Annotated in this window: 16 protein-coding genes; 12 read left to right on the forward strand and 4 right to left on the reverse strand. The window is 74.0% G+C overall.

Going from position 1 to position 15,446, the window contains the following annotated elements:
- Window positions 1-215: 215 nt before the first annotated feature.
- The 7 genes from acsA to ACF9IK_RS35810 all read left to right on the forward strand — a co-directional run bounded on the left by acsA (window position 216) and on the right by ACF9IK_RS35810 (window position 7,165).
- Entirely contained in the window at window positions 216-1,967 is a 1,752-nt protein-coding gene (gene acsA, locus ACF9IK_RS35780; RefSeq protein ID WP_395298777.1) for an acetate--CoA ligase, read from the forward strand.
- On the forward strand, window positions 1,964-2,986 hold the full coding sequence (gene pdhA, locus ACF9IK_RS35785) for a pyruvate dehydrogenase (acetyl-transferring) E1 component subunit alpha (RefSeq protein ID WP_395298227.1): 1,023 nt from the start codon (window positions 1,964-1,966) through the stop codon (window positions 2,984-2,986). The genes acsA and pdhA overlap by 4 nt, the downstream gene beginning before the upstream one ends.
- A complete protein-coding gene (locus ACF9IK_RS35790) occupies window positions 2,983-3,978 on the forward strand; it encodes an alpha-ketoacid dehydrogenase subunit beta (RefSeq protein ID WP_395298228.1) in 996 nt (331 codons plus the stop codon). The genes pdhA and ACF9IK_RS35790 overlap by 4 nt, the downstream gene beginning before the upstream one ends.
- Window position 3,979: 1 nt before the next feature.
- Window positions 3,980-5,377, forward strand: a complete 1,398-nt coding sequence (locus tag ACF9IK_RS35795; protein WP_395298229.1) for a 2-oxo acid dehydrogenase subunit E2 — start codon at window positions 3,980-3,982, stop codon at window positions 5,375-5,377.
- A complete protein-coding gene (locus ACF9IK_RS35800; protein ID WP_395298230.1) occupies window positions 5,374-5,616 on the forward strand; it encodes an acyl carrier protein in 243 nt (80 codons plus the stop codon). The genes ACF9IK_RS35795 and ACF9IK_RS35800 overlap by 4 nt, the downstream gene beginning before the upstream one ends.
- A 281-nt stretch (window positions 5,617-5,897) precedes the next feature.
- Window positions 5,898-6,602: a helix-turn-helix domain-containing protein gene (locus ACF9IK_RS35805; protein ID WP_395298231.1), complete on the forward strand. Its 705-nt coding sequence runs from the start codon at window positions 5,898-5,900 to the stop codon at window positions 6,600-6,602.
- A gap of 134 nt (window positions 6,603-6,736) precedes the next feature.
- Window positions 6,737-7,165: an Hsp20/alpha crystallin family protein gene (locus ACF9IK_RS35810; RefSeq protein WP_395298232.1), complete on the forward strand. Its 429-nt coding sequence runs from the start codon at window positions 6,737-6,739 to the stop codon at window positions 7,163-7,165.
- Between the two features lie 96 nt (window positions 7,166-7,261).
- On the opposite strand, the gene ACF9IK_RS35815 is transcribed toward ACF9IK_RS35810, so the two are convergent.
- Genes ACF9IK_RS35815 through ACF9IK_RS35825 form a run of 3 tightly spaced genes read right to left on the reverse strand, consistent with a single transcriptional unit; the run spans window position 7,262 to window position 9,904 of the window.
- Window positions 7,262-8,002 (reverse strand): FAD:protein FMN transferase, encoded by a 741-nt coding sequence (locus ACF9IK_RS35815; RefSeq protein ID WP_395298778.1) that lies wholly within the window; start codon window positions 8,000-8,002, stop codon window positions 7,262-7,264.
- Window positions 8,003-8,032: 30 nt separating this feature from the next.
- Window positions 8,033-8,530 (reverse strand): FMN-binding protein, encoded by a 498-nt coding sequence (locus ACF9IK_RS35820; protein ID WP_395298233.1) that lies wholly within the window; start codon window positions 8,528-8,530, stop codon window positions 8,033-8,035.
- An 18-nt stretch (window positions 8,531-8,548) separates the two neighbouring features.
- Window positions 8,549-9,904: a ferredoxin reductase family protein gene (locus tag ACF9IK_RS35825; protein WP_395298234.1), complete on the reverse strand. Its 1,356-nt coding sequence runs from the start codon at window positions 9,902-9,904 to the stop codon at window positions 8,549-8,551.
- Window positions 9,905-10,129: 225 nt separating this feature from the next.
- Between ACF9IK_RS35825 and ACF9IK_RS35830 the strand changes: the two genes are divergently transcribed.
- A complete protein-coding gene (locus tag ACF9IK_RS35830; protein ID WP_395298235.1) occupies window positions 10,130-10,846 on the forward strand; it encodes a response regulator transcription factor in 717 nt (238 codons plus the stop codon).
- On the forward strand, window positions 10,843-12,315 hold the full coding sequence (locus ACF9IK_RS35835) for a sensor histidine kinase (protein WP_395298236.1): 1,473 nt from the start codon (window positions 10,843-10,845) through the stop codon (window positions 12,313-12,315). The genes ACF9IK_RS35830 and ACF9IK_RS35835 overlap by 4 nt, the downstream gene beginning before the upstream one ends.
- A gap of 49 nt (window positions 12,316-12,364) precedes the next feature.
- On the opposite strand, the gene ACF9IK_RS35840 is transcribed toward ACF9IK_RS35835, so the two are convergent.
- Window positions 12,365-12,859, reverse strand: coding sequence for a hydrogenase maturation protease (locus ACF9IK_RS35840; protein WP_395298237.1), 495 nt, complete (start codon window positions 12,857-12,859; stop codon window positions 12,365-12,367).
- A gap of 179 nt (window positions 12,860-13,038) precedes the next feature.
- Between ACF9IK_RS35840 and ACF9IK_RS35845 the strand changes: the two genes are divergently transcribed.
- From ACF9IK_RS35845 to ACF9IK_RS35855, 3 genes are read left to right on the forward strand one after another with little or no spacing between them, the layout of a single operon-like run.
- Window positions 13,039-14,190 carry a 4Fe-4S dicluster domain-containing protein gene (locus ACF9IK_RS35845; RefSeq protein WP_395298238.1) on the forward strand — a complete coding sequence of 384 codons (1,152 nt, stop codon included), beginning with the start codon at window positions 13,039-13,041 and terminating at the stop codon, window positions 14,188-14,190.
- On the forward strand, window positions 14,187-14,645 hold the full coding sequence (locus ACF9IK_RS35850) for a Crp/Fnr family transcriptional regulator (protein ID WP_395298239.1): 459 nt from the start codon (window positions 14,187-14,189) through the stop codon (window positions 14,643-14,645). The genes ACF9IK_RS35845 and ACF9IK_RS35850 overlap by 4 nt, the downstream gene beginning before the upstream one ends.
- On the forward strand, window positions 14,642-15,445 hold the full coding sequence (locus ACF9IK_RS35855; protein WP_395298240.1) for an FAD/NAD(P)-binding protein: 804 nt from the start codon (window positions 14,642-14,644) through the stop codon (window positions 15,443-15,445). The genes ACF9IK_RS35850 and ACF9IK_RS35855 overlap by 4 nt, the downstream gene beginning before the upstream one ends.
- Window position 15,446 lies beyond the last annotated feature (1 nt).

Below are 15,446 nucleotides of genomic sequence, written 5' to 3' on the forward strand. Positions count from 1 at the left end.
GCAGCCTCCGGCCGGTGCCGCCCGCCTGGCACACGGGCTCCTCGTTCGCCCGAGGGCTCCGGACGTCCGCCCACGACGGCCTGTCGCCGCAGGACGTGTCCACACGTGCGTCGGCTGCGGCGACCCGTCGGCCGTCGCACGATGGGAAGTGCGGGCCGCACGACAGGCAGGCCGTGATCGGAGGGATCCCCGTGGAGCCGCACACGCCGACAGCACTGCCCGCACACGGTGACGAGCACCTGGCTTCGCCCGACCCCGTCTGGCAACGGGCGCGTGGTCTGCTCGACGGACTGCCCGGCCGCAGGGGGCTGAACATCGCCCACGAGGCCGTGGACCGGCACGTCGCGGCGGGACGTGGCGGTCGCACCGCGCTGCGCTGCATCGCCGCCGACCGCACGGTCACCTCGGTGACGTACGCGGATCTGGGAACGCGCAGCAACCGGTTCGCCAACGCGCTGCGCTCGCTCGGGGTCGGCCGGGGCGACCGGGTCGCCTCGCTTCTCGGACGGTGCCCCGAGCTCTACGTGTCGGTGCTCGGAACCCTGAAGAACACCTCGGTCTTCTGTCCGTTGTTCCCCGCCTTCGGCCCCGCCCCCGTCGAGCAACGGCTTCGGCTCGGCGACGTCCGGGCGCTGGTGACCACGGCGGAGCTCTACCGGCGCAAGGTCGCCGACCGGCGGGAGCGTCTGCCGGGGCTGGAGCACGTCCTGATCGTGGGACCCGATGAGGGGGAGACGCCCGGCACCACGTCCTTCGACACCCTGATCGCCGGGGTCTCCGAGGAGTTCACGATCCCGGACACCGACCCCGGTGACATGGCCCTGCTCCACTTCACGAGCGGCACCACCGGCACCCCGAAGGGCGCGGTCCACGTTCACGAGGCGGTGGTCGCCCATCACGCGACCGCGGCGCTCGCCCTGGACCTCCGGCCGGGGGACGTGTTCTGGTGCACCGCCGATCCCGGCTGGGTGACCGGCACGTCGTACGGGATCATCGCACCGCTCACCCATGGTGTGACCCTGGTCGTCGACGCGGGCGAGTACGAGGCGCGACGCTGGTACGGCATCCTCGCCGACGAGCGGGTGAACGTCTGGTACACCGCACCGACCGCGATCCGGATGCTGATGCGGACGAGCCCCCGGGGCAGCCCTCCAGAGCTTCCCCGCTCCTTCGACCTGTCGGCCCTGCGGTTCGTCGCCAGCGTGGGCGAGCCGCTCAACCCGGAGGCCGTCCGCTGGGGCGAGGAGGTCCTGGGGCAGGCGATCCACGACAACTGGTGGCAGACCGAAACCGGCTGCATCATGATCGCCAACACGGCCGGCACCGAGATCAGACCCGGCTCCATGGGACGGCCGTTGCCCGGTGTGGTCGCGGGTGTCCTGGAGCGGGGGACGGACGGGCGCGCGGACACCACCGCCGGCAGGGTGCGGGTGCTGGAGGATCCCGGTGCCGAGGGCGAACTGGCGCTACGGCCGGGCTGGCCCTCGATGTTCCGCGGCTACCTCGGGGAGGAGGAGCGTTACCGGGCCTGCTTCGCCGACGGCTGGTACCTCACCGGGGACGTCGCCCGGCGCGATGCGGACGGCTACTTCTGGTTCGTCGGCCGGGCGGACGACGTGATCAAGTCGGCCGGGCACCTGATCGGCCCGTTCGAGGTCGAGAGCACGCTCATGGAACACCCGGCGGTGGCCGAGGCCGGGGTGATCGGACGCCCGGACCCGGTCGCGGGCGAGATCGTCAAGGCCTTCGTCTCGCTCAAACCCGGCCACGACCCCGGCACCGGCCTGGCCCGGGACATCACCGCCTTCGCCCGACGTCGGCTCGGAGCGGCCATCGCGCCCCGGGAGATCGCCTTCGACCAGCACCTGCCGAAGACCCGCAGCGGCAAGGTCATGCGGCGGCTGCTGCGCGCACGCGAACTGGGTCTGCCGGAGGGCGACCTCTCGACCCTGGAGGACCCGTCATGACGCGCCGAACCGCGGCGAAACCCCACCGGGCCGGGCGGCGGCCGGCCGACGATGCGGAGCACCGGCTCGGCCTGCTGCGCGAGATGCTGCGCATCCGCCGTTTCGAGGAGCGCTGCGCCGAGCTCTACAGCTCGGGCGAGATCCGGGGCTTCGTCCATCTGTGCATCGGGGAGGAGGCCGTATCGGTCGGCGTCCACCGGGCGCTCGCACCGGAGGACGCCGTCGTCACCACCTACCGCGAGCACGGCCATGCACTGGCCCGCGGCATTCCGGTGGAGTCGGTGTTCGCCGAGATGCTCGGACGGCTCACCGGTTGCAGCCGCGGCCGGGGCGGTTCGATGCACCTGTTCGACGCCTCGCGCCGCTTCTACGGCGGCCACGGCATCGTCGCCGGAGGCCTGCCGGTGGCGGCCGGGCTGGCCCTGGCCGACCGGATGCGCGGCGAACCCCGGCTGGCCTGCTGCTTCTTCGGTGACGGTGCCTTCGCCGAGGGAGAGTTCCACGAGACCGCCAACCTCGCGGCCCTGTGGGACCTTCCCCTCCTGCTGATTTGTGAGAACAACCTCTACGCCATGGGCACCCCGCTGGGCCGCGAACACGCCCAGATCGACCTGGCGGCCCGCGCGGCCTCGTACGGCCTGGTCGCGTGGGCCGTGGACGGGATGGACGTGCTGGCCGTCGAGCACGCCGCCCGCCGCGCCGCACAGGCCGTCCGCGAGGGCGGCGGCCCCTGCTTCCTCGAACTGCGTACCTACCGCTTCCGGGCGCACTCGATGTACGACCCCGACCTCTATCGGGACAAGGCCGAGATCGAGCGCTGGAAGGAGCGTGACCCGATCACGCTCCTCACCGGTCGGTTGCGCGCCGACGGCGTCCTGGACGAGGACGGGTTGCAGCTGATCGAGAAGGAGGTCACCGAGGAGCTGGACCGAGCGATCGAGCAGGCCCGGAGAGGCGAACCGGAGCCCGTCGAGGACCTGTTGCGCTTCGTCCGCACCCCGGCCGAGGAGGCGTCGTGACCGCGGCGAAGGCGGCCCCGGAACCGGTCACCTACCGAGAGGCGCTCCGGCAGGCCATGCGCGAGGCGATGGCGGCCGACGAGCGGGTGTTCCTGATGGGCGAGGACGTCGGCCGGTACGGCGGCGCCTTCGGGGTCAGCTTCGGCCTGCTCGACGAGTTCGGGCCGGACCGGGTTCGCGACACGCCCCTGTCGGAGTCGGCGTTCGTCGGAGCCGGCATCGGTGCGGCGATCGCCGGGCTGCGGCCGATCGTCGAGGTGATGACGGTCAACTTCAGCCTGCTCGCACTGGACCAGATCCTCAACAACGCCGCGACGATGCTGCACATGTCCGGAGGGCAGGTGGCGGTACCGCTGGTGATCCGGATGACCACGGGCGCCGGCCGCCAGCTCGCGGCCCAGCACTCGCACAGCCTGGAAGGCTGGTACGCCCACGTCCCCGGTATCCGGGTGCTGGCCCCCGCGACCCTGGCGGACGCCCGACACATGCTGGCCCCCGCTCTCGCCGACCCCGACCCCGTGGTGATCTTCGAGCACGGCTCGCTCTACAACGTCTCGGGCACGCTGCCACCCGGGGCCGGGCCGGTCGACCTGGACAGTGCGGCGCTGCGACGTCCGGGCACCGACGTCAGCCTCATCACCCACGGTGGCTCGCTCGGGAAGTGTCTGGAGGCCGCCGACCGGCTGTCGGCCGACGGCGTCGACGCAGAGGTGGTCGACCTACGCACGCTGCGCCCGCTGGACGACGCGACGGTCGTCGGGTCGGTCCGCAGGACCCACCGGGCCGTCGTGGTCGACGAGGGCTGGCGCACCGGTGGACTCTCGGCCGAGGTGGCGGCGCGGATCACGGAGCAGGGGTTCTACGATCTGGACGCGCCCGTGGAACGGGTCTGCGCGGCCGAAGTACCGGTGCCCTACGCCCGTCAGCTGGAGGCGGCCGCCCTTCCGCAGGTCGACGGCATCGTGGCGGCGGCTCGACGGGCGGTCGGTTGAGATGGCCGAGTTCACCATGCCCGCCCTCGGCGCCGACATGACCGAGGGAAGGCTTCTTGAGTGGCTGGTAGGCCCCGGGGACCGGGTGAGCCGTGGCGACATCGTGGCCGTCGTGGACACCGCCAAGGCGGCGATCGAGGTCGAGTGCTTCGAGACCGGCACCGTCGAACGCCTCCTCGTCGAGCCGGGCACGACGGTGCCCGTCGGGGCCGCACTGGCCGTGATCGAACCGGCCGGAACGGGACCGCCGCACGCGGAGGGGGAGGCCCCGGAGGCAGCCTCCGCGGTCGAGCCGGTCGAGCCGGTCGAGCCGGTCGAGCCGGTCGAGCCGGCCGAAGGGCCGGAGGGGCCGCACGTCACCCCACTGGTACGACATCTGGCCGAGGCGAGCGGAGTGGATCTCTCCGTCGTCCACGGAACCGGCCCCGGAGGACGGATCACCCGAGCCGACGTGACGGGCGCCGCAGCGGCCGCCGGGCCCGGGACCTCCCGCCCCTCCCGCGCCCCGGTGCAGCCGGTCGCCGAGCCGCCGACCGCACCCCGACGGGAGGCCGCCCGGGTGCGCGCGACCCCGATGGCCAGGCGGCTCGCAGCGGAGTCGGGAATCGACCTCGCCGAGGTGCGGGGCACCGGCGCGGGCGGCGCCGTACGGGCGGCCGACGTACGGGCGGCCACCGTCACCCGCCCCGCGCCGCCCCCGTCGCCCGGTGGGCCGCCGTCGCCGGCCGTCGCCCGGCCGGAGGCGATGCGCCGCGCCGTCGGGGACCTGATGGCCCGCTCCAAGCGGGAGATCCCCCACTACTACCTGTCCACCACCGTCGATCTCGCCGCCGCGATCGGCTGGCTCCACGAACGCAACCGTCGACTTCCCGTCCCGGAACGCCTGGTGCCCGCGGCACTGCTGCTCAAAGCTGCTGCGCTCGCCGCCCGCGAGGTGCCGGAGCTCAACGGCTTCTGGGCCGAGGACGGCTTCACCCCGGCCCCCGCCGTCCACCTGGGGGTCGCCGTCGCACTGCGCGGCGGCGGACTGATCGCCCCCGCCCTCCACGACGCCGCCGACCTCCCGGTGCCCGAGCTCATGGCACGGCTTCGGGACCTCGTCTCCCGGGCGCGTGCCGGACGGCTGCGCGGATCCGAGGCCACGGACCCGACCATCACCGTCACCAGCCTCGGTGACCAAGGCGTCGAGGCGGTGTTCGGCGTCATCTACCCGCCGCAGGTGGCCCTCGTCGGCCTCGGCAAGGTGGTCGAGCGGCCTTGGGCGGCCGAGGGCATGATCGGGGTCCGGCCTGTGGTCACGGCGACCCTGTCGGCCGACCACCGGGCCAGCGACGGTGCCACGGGAGCCCGCTACCTGGCGGTGTTGGACCGGCTGCTGCAGACACCGGAGGAGCTGTGAACCACGACCAGGCCCTCGCCCTCGTCCGGGACGTGCTCACGGAGATCGTCCCCGACGCCGACTTCACCGTCATCGGCCCTGACGGCGACTACCGCGCGGCCCTCGAACTCGACTCGCTCGACGTCCTGAACCTCGTGGAGCGGTTGTCCGAACGGGCCGGCTGTCGGATCGACGAGGACGACTACCCTCGCCTGACCACCCTCACCGGGAGCGCCGCCCTCCTGGCCGAACGGACCTGACCGGGCGTCGCCCCGTCGCGTACCGTCCGGACCGGCGACGGGGCGGGTGGGCAGAACGACCCGTCGACGCATGCCCGGGCCGGCCGGCCGGGACTCCCACGGAGCGACGGATCCGCACGGCGACGCCGCGCGCACCGGTTGATCGGTACTGCGGGTGGGCCGGAGGACCCACCGGCCCGCAGTCCGGGCCCGACCGGCCCTCCTCCGACCGCGCCGGGGCAGCCGACGATGAAGGTGCTCGGGTTCCGCAGGGAACCGCAGGCGTGAACACGGAGGTCGTCATGAGGACCACAGACGGAGGCCAGCCGAACGCCCAGCCCGCAGACCCCGGCGACCTCGGGCGTCGCGTGGCCCACCGCCGCGCCGAGCTCGGGCTCGCCCGGGGGCTGGTGGCGGAGCGGAGCGGCCTGGACCCGGGCTTCCTGGAGTACCTGGAGACGAACTCCGTCCCGGTCGGCGTCGGTACCCTCACCCGGCTCGCCGACGCCCTCGACACCACGGTCACCGACCTTCTGGGCGGCGGCCACGATGTCCCCGCCGGCCGGGCCCGTGCCAACGCCCGGGTCCGGGTGGAGGAACTGGACCGGACCGCCTGCTGGGAGAGGATCGGCCCCGGCGGAGTCGGCCGGGTGGTGTTGACGACGCCACGCGGCCCGGCGGCGCTGCCCGTCAACTACCGGGTGCTGGACGCGACCATCCTCTACCGCACCGTCGCCGGCGGAACGCTCGCCCGGGCGGCGGACAGCGAGGTCGCGTTCGAGGTCGACCGGTTGGACGAGACGTTCGCCACCGGCTGGAGCGTGCTGCTGAACGGCACCGTCTCGGTCGTCCCCGCCGAGGAGGCCGCGCGTCGGTTCGACCGGGACGCAGACCCCCTGCCCTGGGCGGGCGGCACCCGGGACGTCTGGATGCGTATCGAGCCCGGCGTGATCACCGGTCGGATCATCCGTCCCGAGGGGCCTCCGATCATCGGGGCGTCGGACTAGGGAGGGGGCGAGGGCCCGCGTGACCGCGTCACGGTGGAGCCGGTCGGCCCGTCCTCCGAGGTCCGACCCGCCTACCGGCCGTCGGGCCGCCGCCCGGCGGTGAAGTATCGAACCCCATCCGATGGGAGGCCGTCATGGCCAGTGACCTGATCAGAGGATTCCCCTTCGGCTACCGGTGGCCGTCCCTGCCGGAGATACTCGAAAGCTTCCCGGCCGACCTCCGCATGCCGGCCGGCGAGCACGTGATCCGCATCGAGGAGTCCGAAGCCGACGGCGTCTACCAGCTCAGGGCCGAACTCCCCGGTGTCGACCCCGACAAGGACATCGCGATCAGCGTCGACGACGGAGTCCTGACCGTCCAGGCCGAACGCACCGAGGAGAAGAAGAGGAAGCAGCGCTCGGAGTTCCGCTACGGCTCCTTCACCCGTAGCGTCCGCCTCCCCGTCGGCGTCCGCGACGAGGACGTCACCGCCGCCTACGACCACGGCGTCCTGACCGTGCGGGCTCCGATGGGCGGGGTCGGGAAGCCGCCCCGCACGATCGAGATCACCCGGGGCGGATGATCCCCACGTCCGGGCCCGGGCCGCCCGGGCCCGGACGCCCCCGTCCCCGTCCCCGGGGCGCTCCCTGGTGGGGCTCAAGCGGTGCGTGCGGGCAGCTCAGTGCCAGTCGGCCGGGCCGCTCGGCGGGAGGTGGCGGGGCAGGCCGTCGGTCCAGCGCTTGGTGCCGTCGGGCAGGACGGCGAGGGCCTCGACGCCGGGCCGCCCGCAGACCCACGCGAGGGCACGGTCCGGGCCCATGGCGAAGGCCGCGGTGGTCCACGCGTCGGTACGGGCGATGCCGATGCCCGGGCCGGTGACCAGGGTCAGCGAGGCGAGACCGGTCGCAGGGCGCCCGGTGTGCGGGTTGAGGATGTGCGGGCCGCGCTCGGCGGTGCCGGAGGTCGCCGCCGCGAGCCCGAGGCCGCCGAGGACGGCGGCGAGCCGGCCGGCCCGCAGCGGATGCGCGACGCCGATCCGCCACGGCCCGCCGGCGGTCTGCACGTCCCCGCCGCCACTGACGCAGAACTGCCGGGACCCGGCGGTGCGGAGCAGCCGGGCGGCCTCCTCGACCGCCCAGCCCTTGACCCAGCCGCTGGGGTCGAGGCGGCCGCCGGGCCGCTCGGTGAAGTAGCCGTCGGTCTCCTCGGCGGTTTGCCGGCACGCCGCCAGGACGTCGCGGACCTCCGGCGCGCAGTCCTCGGGGCCGAGTTCGCCGCGGTCGAGGCGGCTGATGTCGCTGTCCGCCCGGTAGGTGGAGAAGACCGCGTCGATGCGGTGCAGCCGGTCGGCGATGTCCCGGAACACCGCAGGGGTGTCCGGGCCGGGGTCGCGGACGGCGATCGAGAAGACGGTGCCCATGACGGGTACGGCGTGGCGCAGCACGGCTGCTCAGCGTCCGGCCTGGTCGAGGGCGCTCTGCAGGGAGCGGATGTAGCCCTCGCTGGTGAAGGTCGCACCGCTGACCACGTCGATCGCGGCGCTCTGGGCGGCTATCGCCTCCCGGTTCAGCAACGGCAGGGCAGAGCTGTTGATCTCCCGGTCCCGACGGTCCTCCGTCGGGTACTTGATCACGTCGACGGTGGTGATCCGGCTGCCGGAGAGGGTGACCTGGACCTGCACCGGCCCGTAGCGGGTGTTCGCCGCGTTGCCGGTGATCTTCCGTGTCCCGCCCGCGCCGGTCGCGGCCGAAGACGGCCCCGTTCCGCCGCCGGGTCCCGTGGCACCCACGGACGGCGAGGCCGCGTTCGACGGGCCGGCGGCGCCGGACGCTCCGTTCCCGTCGGAGCTGATGACCGCCGTCGGACCGGCGGCCTGGTGGGGCTTGAGGGACAGCAACAGGATGATTCCGGCCGTGGTGGCGGCACTGCTGACGACGGCTCGGCGCATGGAGGGTGCTCCTCGGGATCAGAAGGTGAAGGACTCGCGGTGGATACGGCCCCGCCGTACCCCGGCGGCTCGCAGCGAACGCACGGCTTCCTCGGCCATGGCCTCCGGCCCGCACAGGTAGACCTCGTGATCGGCGAGGCCGGGGAGCAGCCGGGCGATGGCCGTACCGAGGTCGCCGACCTGGGCCCGGGACCCGACCAGCTCGTACACCCGCCCGCCGCGTCGCCGGGCGACGTCCGACAACTCCTCCCGGAAGAGGAGGTCCTCCGGGCGCCCGGCCCGCTGCACGAGGGTCACTTCGCCGGGAATCGTTTCGAACAGGGCGCGCAGAGGGGTGATGCCCACCCCCGCCCCGATCAGCAGCACGCGGCGGCGCCGCTGGACCCGCGCGGTGAAGGCCCCGTAGGGACCTTCGGCACGGACCCGGGTACCCGGGCGCAGCGAGGCCACCGCCGCGCTGTGCCCGCCGAGGCCCTTGACGGTGAAGCGCAGGAAGTGCGCGTGCGCAGGCGCGGACAGCGAGTAGGGATTGGCGCTCCAGCGCAGGCCGGGCGCGTCGAACTGCAGCCGGAAGAACTGCCCGGGCTCCGCCCGCAACTCGTCCAGCCGCTGCCCCCGCAGGAAGACGGACACCACACCGGGGCCCTCGGGCCGGACCTCGGCCACCGTGAGCCGGTGGCGGCGGTCGCACAGCCACGGCCGCACCAGCCGGTACCAGCCCACCAGGGCCGCCGTGAGCACGTAGAAGGCGCACCAGACGAGCCGGGCCGGGCCGTCACCGAGGTCGGCGCCGGTGGCCAGCTGGTGTCCGAAGGCCAGGGCCACCGCCAGGTACGTCGCCAGATGCAGGTAGTACCAGGCCTCGTAGGAGAGCCGGCGGCGGGCCGCCCTGGCGGAGACCGCGCCGGTTCCCAGCATCAGGAGCGTGGCGGACGTGGCCTTGAGCATCTCGGGGAAGTGGAACGTGATCTCCACGCCCTCGGCGAGGAGGCCGCGGCCGTCCGTCAGGGCGTAGCCCCAGACGATCGTGAGCACGTGCGCGGTCACCGCGGCCACCAGCCAGCGGCCGCCGAAGGCGTGCCAGCGGGCCAGGCGGTCGGCACCGACCCCGCGTTCCAGCGCCGGCAGCCGGGCCATGAGCAGGAGCAGCACGGGGGCTGCGTACCCGGCGAGCAGGCCGGTGATCCGGCCGGCACCGGTGAGCCAGCCCGCCGCTCCGGTGACCGCGGTGGTGTTCGTCCACCACAGGGAGACGGCGCCCAGAGCGCCTGCGGCGATCAGCCCGAGCACGGCGCTCGGTGCGGCGGCGGCTGGACGGCGCTGCGCCGCGCGATGCGCCGGGTTCGCGGAGCGCGGCGGGGCGGCGCTGGTCATCCGGGATCTCCTTCCTGCCGACGGCGGTGGCCGTCGAGGTGATCACGATGACACCCCAAGCTCTCAGTTGCCTCTGAACCCGCGCCGGTGCCCCGCCAGCCCGAACGGCATCGGCGCAGCTCAGAGACGGTTCCGCCGGACCACCCGGCAGATCCGATCTCATGGCATTCTCACCGTCGCGTGACCAGAATGAGCGCCGACGACAGCGGATGCCGAGGGAGCACCATGGACGACACCGCCCACACACGCGCCTGGCGCGTACTCGTGGTGGACGACGAACCCGATCTGGTCGAAGTGGTCTGCGGCGCGGTCCGCTACGAGGGCTGGCAAGCCCTGGGCGAGACCACCGGCCTGGCGGCCGTCCGTGCCGCGGCGTCCTGGCGGCCGCACGCCATCGTGCTCGACATGATGCTCCCGGACCTCGACGGCATGGAGGTGCTGCGCCGCGTGCACGAGGAGCAACCGGAGGTGCGGGTGCTCTTCCTCACCGCCCGGGACGCCGTGGAGGACCGCATCGCCGGCATCGCCGCAGGGGGCGACGACTACGTGACCAAACCGTTCAGCCTGGCCGAGGTCGTCGTCCGGTTGCGCGGACTGCTGCGCCGCGCCGCGCCCGGCGCGGCGGCGCAGCCCCCGCCCGCGCACGCCCTGGTGCTCGGGGACCTCGTCCTCGACGATCAGGCGCGCGAGGTCACCCGGGGCGGAGACGAGATCGACCTGAGCCCCACCGAATACGCGCTCCTCACCTACCTGATGAACCACCCGCGGCAGGTGCTGAGCAAGGCGCAGATCCTGGATGCCGTGTGGTCCTACGACTTCGGCGGCCAGGCGCACGTGGTCGAGCTGTACATCAGCTACCTGCGCAAGAAGGTGGACGCCGGCCGGGCGCCGATGATCCACACCGTGCGCGGAGCCGGCTACCTGATCAAGGCGGCCGCGTGACCGGCGGCCTGCGCGGCCGCGTGGCCCGGCTGCTGCCGAGGACGCTGCGCGGCCGGCTGATCGCCGGACTGCTGGTGCTCCTGGTGGTGACCTGCACCGCCGTCGGGCTCGCCACCACCGCGGCGCTGCGCCACTTCCTGGTGGACCGGCTGGACCAGCAGCTCGCCGATACCGGCGGACGGTACGCGGCCAGTCTGGAGCACGCCGGACAGGGCGGAGACACCCGCGCCCAGGCCCCGGGTACCTTCGGTGCGCGTCTCCTGAACGGCCGGGTGACCGCGGCAGCGGTGGTCGACGGCGACGCCGACGACGCGGGCGATCCCAACGACGACGACCGGGTGATCCTGTCGCCGGCCGGGCAGCGCGTGCTCGCCGCCCTCCCGCCCGGCGGACCGGCCCGCACCGTCGACCTGGGTGCGGCCGGCGCCTACCGGGTGCGTGCCGTCGCCGGCCGGGACGGCGACCTCCTGGTCGGCGGGTTGCCCCTGCGACAGGTGGAGGAGACGGTCGAACGGCTGGCGACGCTGGAACTCACGGTGTTCGCGCTGGCCGCCGCCGGGGCGGGAGTGGCGGGTGCGCTCTGGGTCCGCTGGTCGCTGCGCCCGCTGGACCGGGTGGCGAGGACGGCCGAGCGGGTCAGCGCACTGCCGCTCGCCAGCGGTGCCGTCACCCTCGCCGACCGGGTTCCGGACGACGATCCGCGCACGGAGGTCGGCCGGGTCGGCACGGCTCTCAACCGGATGCTCGATCACGTGGGAGCCGCTCTGGCCCGCCGGCACGCGGTGGAGGAACGGTTGCGGGCGTTCGCCGCGGACGCCAGCCACGAGCTCCGCACCCCCGTGGCGGCGGTCCGTGGGCATGCGGAGCTCGCCCTGCGTCATCCCGGCGAAGTGCCCGAGCCGGTGCGACACTCGCTGGAACGGATCAGCGCCGAGGCGGGCCGGATGGGGACGATCGTCGAGGACCTTCTGCTGCTCGCCCGGCTGGACGCCGGCCGCCCACTGCTCGACGAGGAGGTCGACCTGACCCGGATCGCGCTGGACTCGCTGGCCGACGCCCGGGCCGCCGGACGGGAGCACCGCTGGCGTCTGGCCCTGCCCGAGGAGCCCGTTCTCGTGCGCGGCGACGCTCACCGGCTGAGCCAGGTGGTGGCCAATCTGCTGGCCAACGCCCACTCCCACACCCCGCCCGGAACCGAGGTCGAGCTCAGCCTGGAGCGCTCCGGGGAGCAGGTACGTATGTCCGTCGCCGACAACGGCCCCGGAATCGCGCCCGAGCTGACCGGCCGGGTCTTCGAACGCTTCGTCCGCGGCGACCGGGCCCGCTCGCGCGCGACCGGATCGACCGGGCTCGGCCTGTCGATCGTGCAGGCGGTGATCCAGGCGCAGGGCGGCGAGGTCGAGGTGGCGAGCCGTCCGGGGCACACCGTGTTCGTCGTGCGGCTGCCGGCCCTCCGGTGCTGCGACTGATCCGGCCCGGCCGGGTCGTCGTGGGCAGCGGTGCCCCGGCCGTGATCGCTCAGCGAGGACGCCGGAGCAGCGCGACGTCCTCCGTGATCCGCTCGGCGAGCGGTGCCACGACGGCTGCGACGGGTGCCGAGAGACCGCTGCCCAGGCTGTCGTCGGCTCGTTCCACGGCGTAGACGACCAGGCGCCGCGGCAGTCGGTCCAGTGCCCGGGCGAGCTCGACGGCCTCGCCCAGGCCGAGTCCGTGAGAACTCGTGGCACCGCCCGGCGGTGCCAGCCGGTCACCGGCCAGCTCCAGGCGGTGAACCCGGCCGGGGGATGCGGGGTGGGCATGGGCGGCATCCACCACGACGGCGAGTTCCGCGCCCTCCCACAGGCTGATCAGCCGGGCCGGCTCGCCGTCACAGACCCGCAGGACGGTCCCGTGCGGCAGGGGCTCCCGCTCGGCCCGTTCCGCCAGGCGCGCCACGACGGCCCAGCCCACACCGTCGTCGTGGCGGTACTCGTTCCCGACGCCGATGACGGCGATCCGTGTGGCGGCGTCCATGCACTTCACCCTTCCCGTAGCCCGCAGCCGCCAGTCGCACGTCGGCCGGCCGGGGACCGAACGGGAAGCAGAGGCCGCCACCTGGACCACACCGGGACGCCCGGCCGCGGGCGCGCCCCCATACTGGCCGGGACGGCTACTACTGGCCGGGGCGGTGTGACCGGTGCGCGGAGGTTGACGTGGCGGACGGCGCGGTGGTGATCGACCGGGACGGACTGAGCGCGCTGATCTCGGTCCTCGCCGGGCGCGGTCGTACGGTCGTGGGCCCGACGGTCCGCGACGGGGCGATCGTTCTGGCCGAGCTCTCGGACGGTGACGGGCTCCCGTACGGTTGGGGGGTGGAGCTGGAGGCCGGGACGTACCGGCTGCGCGCCCGCGAGGACGGCGCCGTGTTCGCCCACAGTGCCGGCCCGCAGTCCTGGAAGACGTTCCTGCACCCGCCGCGGGAGCGGCAGTGGACGGCCGAACGGCGCGCCGACGGCGGGCTGGTGATGACCGAGGAACGGACGTCGCCGCCCTCGTACGCCTTCCTCGGTGTCCGTCCCTGCGATCTGCGGGCCATCGCGATCCAGGACCGGGTGCTGACCGGCGGGATGTACACCGACCCGGCCTACCGCGGGCGCCGCGAACGGGCGTTCCTGGTGGCGGTGGAGTGCACCGAGCCGGGGGCAACCTGCTTCTGCGTGTCCATGGGCACCGGCCCGGCCGTCGGGCCCGGTTATGACCTGGCGCTCACCGAGGTGCTCGACGCCGACGGCCACCGGTTCCTGCTGCGGGCCGGCAGCGAGGAGGGGGAGTCGGTGCTCGCGGAGCTGCCGAGCCGCCCCGCCGATGCCGCGACCCGCACGGCCGCCTCCGAGCGGGTCGCCGGTGCGGCCGACCGGATGGGCCGCACCATGCCGCCGGTGGACCTGCAGGTGCTGATGCGCGAGACCCTCACGGCCGAGCGCTGGGACGACGTCGCGGAACGTTGCCTGACCTGCGGCAACTGCACGATGGTCTGCCCCACCTGCTTCTGCACCACCGCCGAGGACGTCACCGACCTGACGGGCGATCACGCCGAGCGATGGCGGCGCTGGGAGTCCTGCTTCGACCTGGAGTTCTCGCACCTCCAGGCGGGTCCCGTCCGCGGCACTCCGCGCAGCCGGTACCGGCAGTGGGCCACCCACAAACTGGGCACCTGGCACGACCAGTTCGGCAGCTCGGGTTGCGTCGGCTGCGGGCGCTGCATCGTGTGGTGCCCGGTCGGCATCGACATCACCGAGGAGGCCCACGCGCTGCACGGCGAGCGGGAGGCGGCCGGGCCGTCGGGGGAGGAGGGCCCGTCGTGACCGTCGCCCGCCACGGATTCCTCGGTGCGCTGTCGCCCGGTCACCGTGACCGCCTGCTGGGCTTCTCCCACGAGGTGACCCTCCCCGGCGGGACCCGCGTCTTCGAGGAGGACGGCGTCGCCGACCGGTTCTGGATCATCGGTTCCGGGACCGTCGCGCTCGACGTTCACGTCCCGAGCCGGCGCGAAACCGTGGTGGAGACGCTCGGCGAGGGCGATCTGCTCGGCTGGTCCTGGCTGTTCGAACCGTACCGCTGGCACCTCGGAGCGCAGACCCGTGGCACCGTCCTGGCATCCGAGTTCGACGCGGAGCGCATCCGCGCCGCGTGCGCGCAGGACCCCGCGTTCGGCCTGGCGGTGACGAGCGGTGTCGCCCAGGTCATCGCCCGGCGGCTGGAGGCCACCCGCACCCGCCTGCTCGACCTCTACGGGCCCCCCGGCGGCGGGGCACCGTGACGACGCCCCTCCCGTACCGGGTGGTCGAACGCCAGGCCGAGACGCCCGACACCGCCACGATCGTCCTGGAGCCCGTCGGCACACCCCTCCAGCCCTTCGCCCCGGGGCAGTTCGCCATGGTGTACGCCTTCGGCACCGGGGACGTCCCGCTCTCGGTCAGCGGCCTCGACGGACATCGGCTGACCCACACCGTCCGTGCGGTCGGCGCGGTCTCCGGCAAGCTGAACGGTCTGCGGCCCGGCGAGACGGTCGGCGTACGCGGCCCCTTCGGCACCGGCTGGGACCTGCCCGCCGCGGCGGGGCTCGACCTGCTCGTGGTCGCCGGCGGCATCGGACTGGCGCCGCTGCGCCCGGTGGTCCGCGCCGCGCTCACCGGATCCGGGCGGAACGGGCGGCTGAACGTCCTGATCGGGGTCCGTACACCCGCTGATCTGCTCTACGCGGCGGAGGTGCGCGACTGGCAGGCTGCGGGGAAGGCCGCCGTCACCGTCGACCGCCCCGACGCGCAGTGGCAGGGGGAGGTGGGCGTCGTCACGAGCCTGCTCGTCCGGGCCGAGTTCGACCCGCGGGAGGCGGCGGCGTTCCTCTGCGGCCCGGAGCCGATGATCCGGGCCACCGCCCGCGACCTGGTGCGGCGCGGCGTCGACCCGGACCGGATCAGGGTCTCGCTGGAGCGCACCATGCACTGCGGGACGGGCCACTGCGGGCACTGCCAGCTCGGCCCGCTCCTGCTCTGCCGCGACGGCCCGGTCGTCAGCTGGACCCGAGCCCGACCTCTCCTAGCAGTCAGGGAGTTGTGAC

Origin of the sequence: Kitasatospora hibisci (assembly GCF_043950205.1) — a bacterium.
Lineage (GTDB): Bacteria > Actinomycetota > Actinomycetes > Streptomycetales > Streptomycetaceae > Kitasatospora > Kitasatospora hibisci.

Coding starts and splice junctions, on each gene's coding strand:
- pdhA (WP_395298227.1), top strand. CDS start 1,964: ATGACGCGCCGAACCGCGGCGAAACCCCACCGGGCCGGGCGGCGGCCG.
- ACF9IK_RS35795 (WP_395298229.1), top strand. CDS start 3,980: ATGGCCGAGTTCACCATGCCCGCCCTCGGCGCCGACATGACCGAGGGA.
- ACF9IK_RS35805 (WP_395298231.1), top strand. CDS start 5,898: ATGAGGACCACAGACGGAGGCCAGCCGAACGCCCAGCCCGCAGACCCC.
- ACF9IK_RS35810 (WP_395298232.1), top strand. CDS start 6,737: ATGGCCAGTGACCTGATCAGAGGATTCCCCTTCGGCTACCGGTGGCCG.
- ACF9IK_RS35815 (WP_395298778.1), bottom strand. CDS start 8,002: ATGGGCACCGTCTTCTCGATCGCCGTCCGCGACCCCGGCCCGGACACC.
- ACF9IK_RS35820 (WP_395298233.1), bottom strand. CDS start 8,530: ATGCGCCGAGCCGTCGTCAGCAGTGCCGCCACCACGGCCGGAATCATC.
- ACF9IK_RS35825 (WP_395298234.1), bottom strand. CDS start 9,904: ATGACCAGCGCCGCCCCGCCGCGCTCCGCGAACCCGGCGCATCGCGCG.
- ACF9IK_RS35830 (WP_395298235.1), top strand. CDS start 10,130: ATGGACGACACCGCCCACACACGCGCCTGGCGCGTACTCGTGGTGGAC.
- ACF9IK_RS35840 (WP_395298237.1), bottom strand. CDS start 12,859: ATGGACGCCGCCACACGGATCGCCGTCATCGGCGTCGGGAACGAGTAC.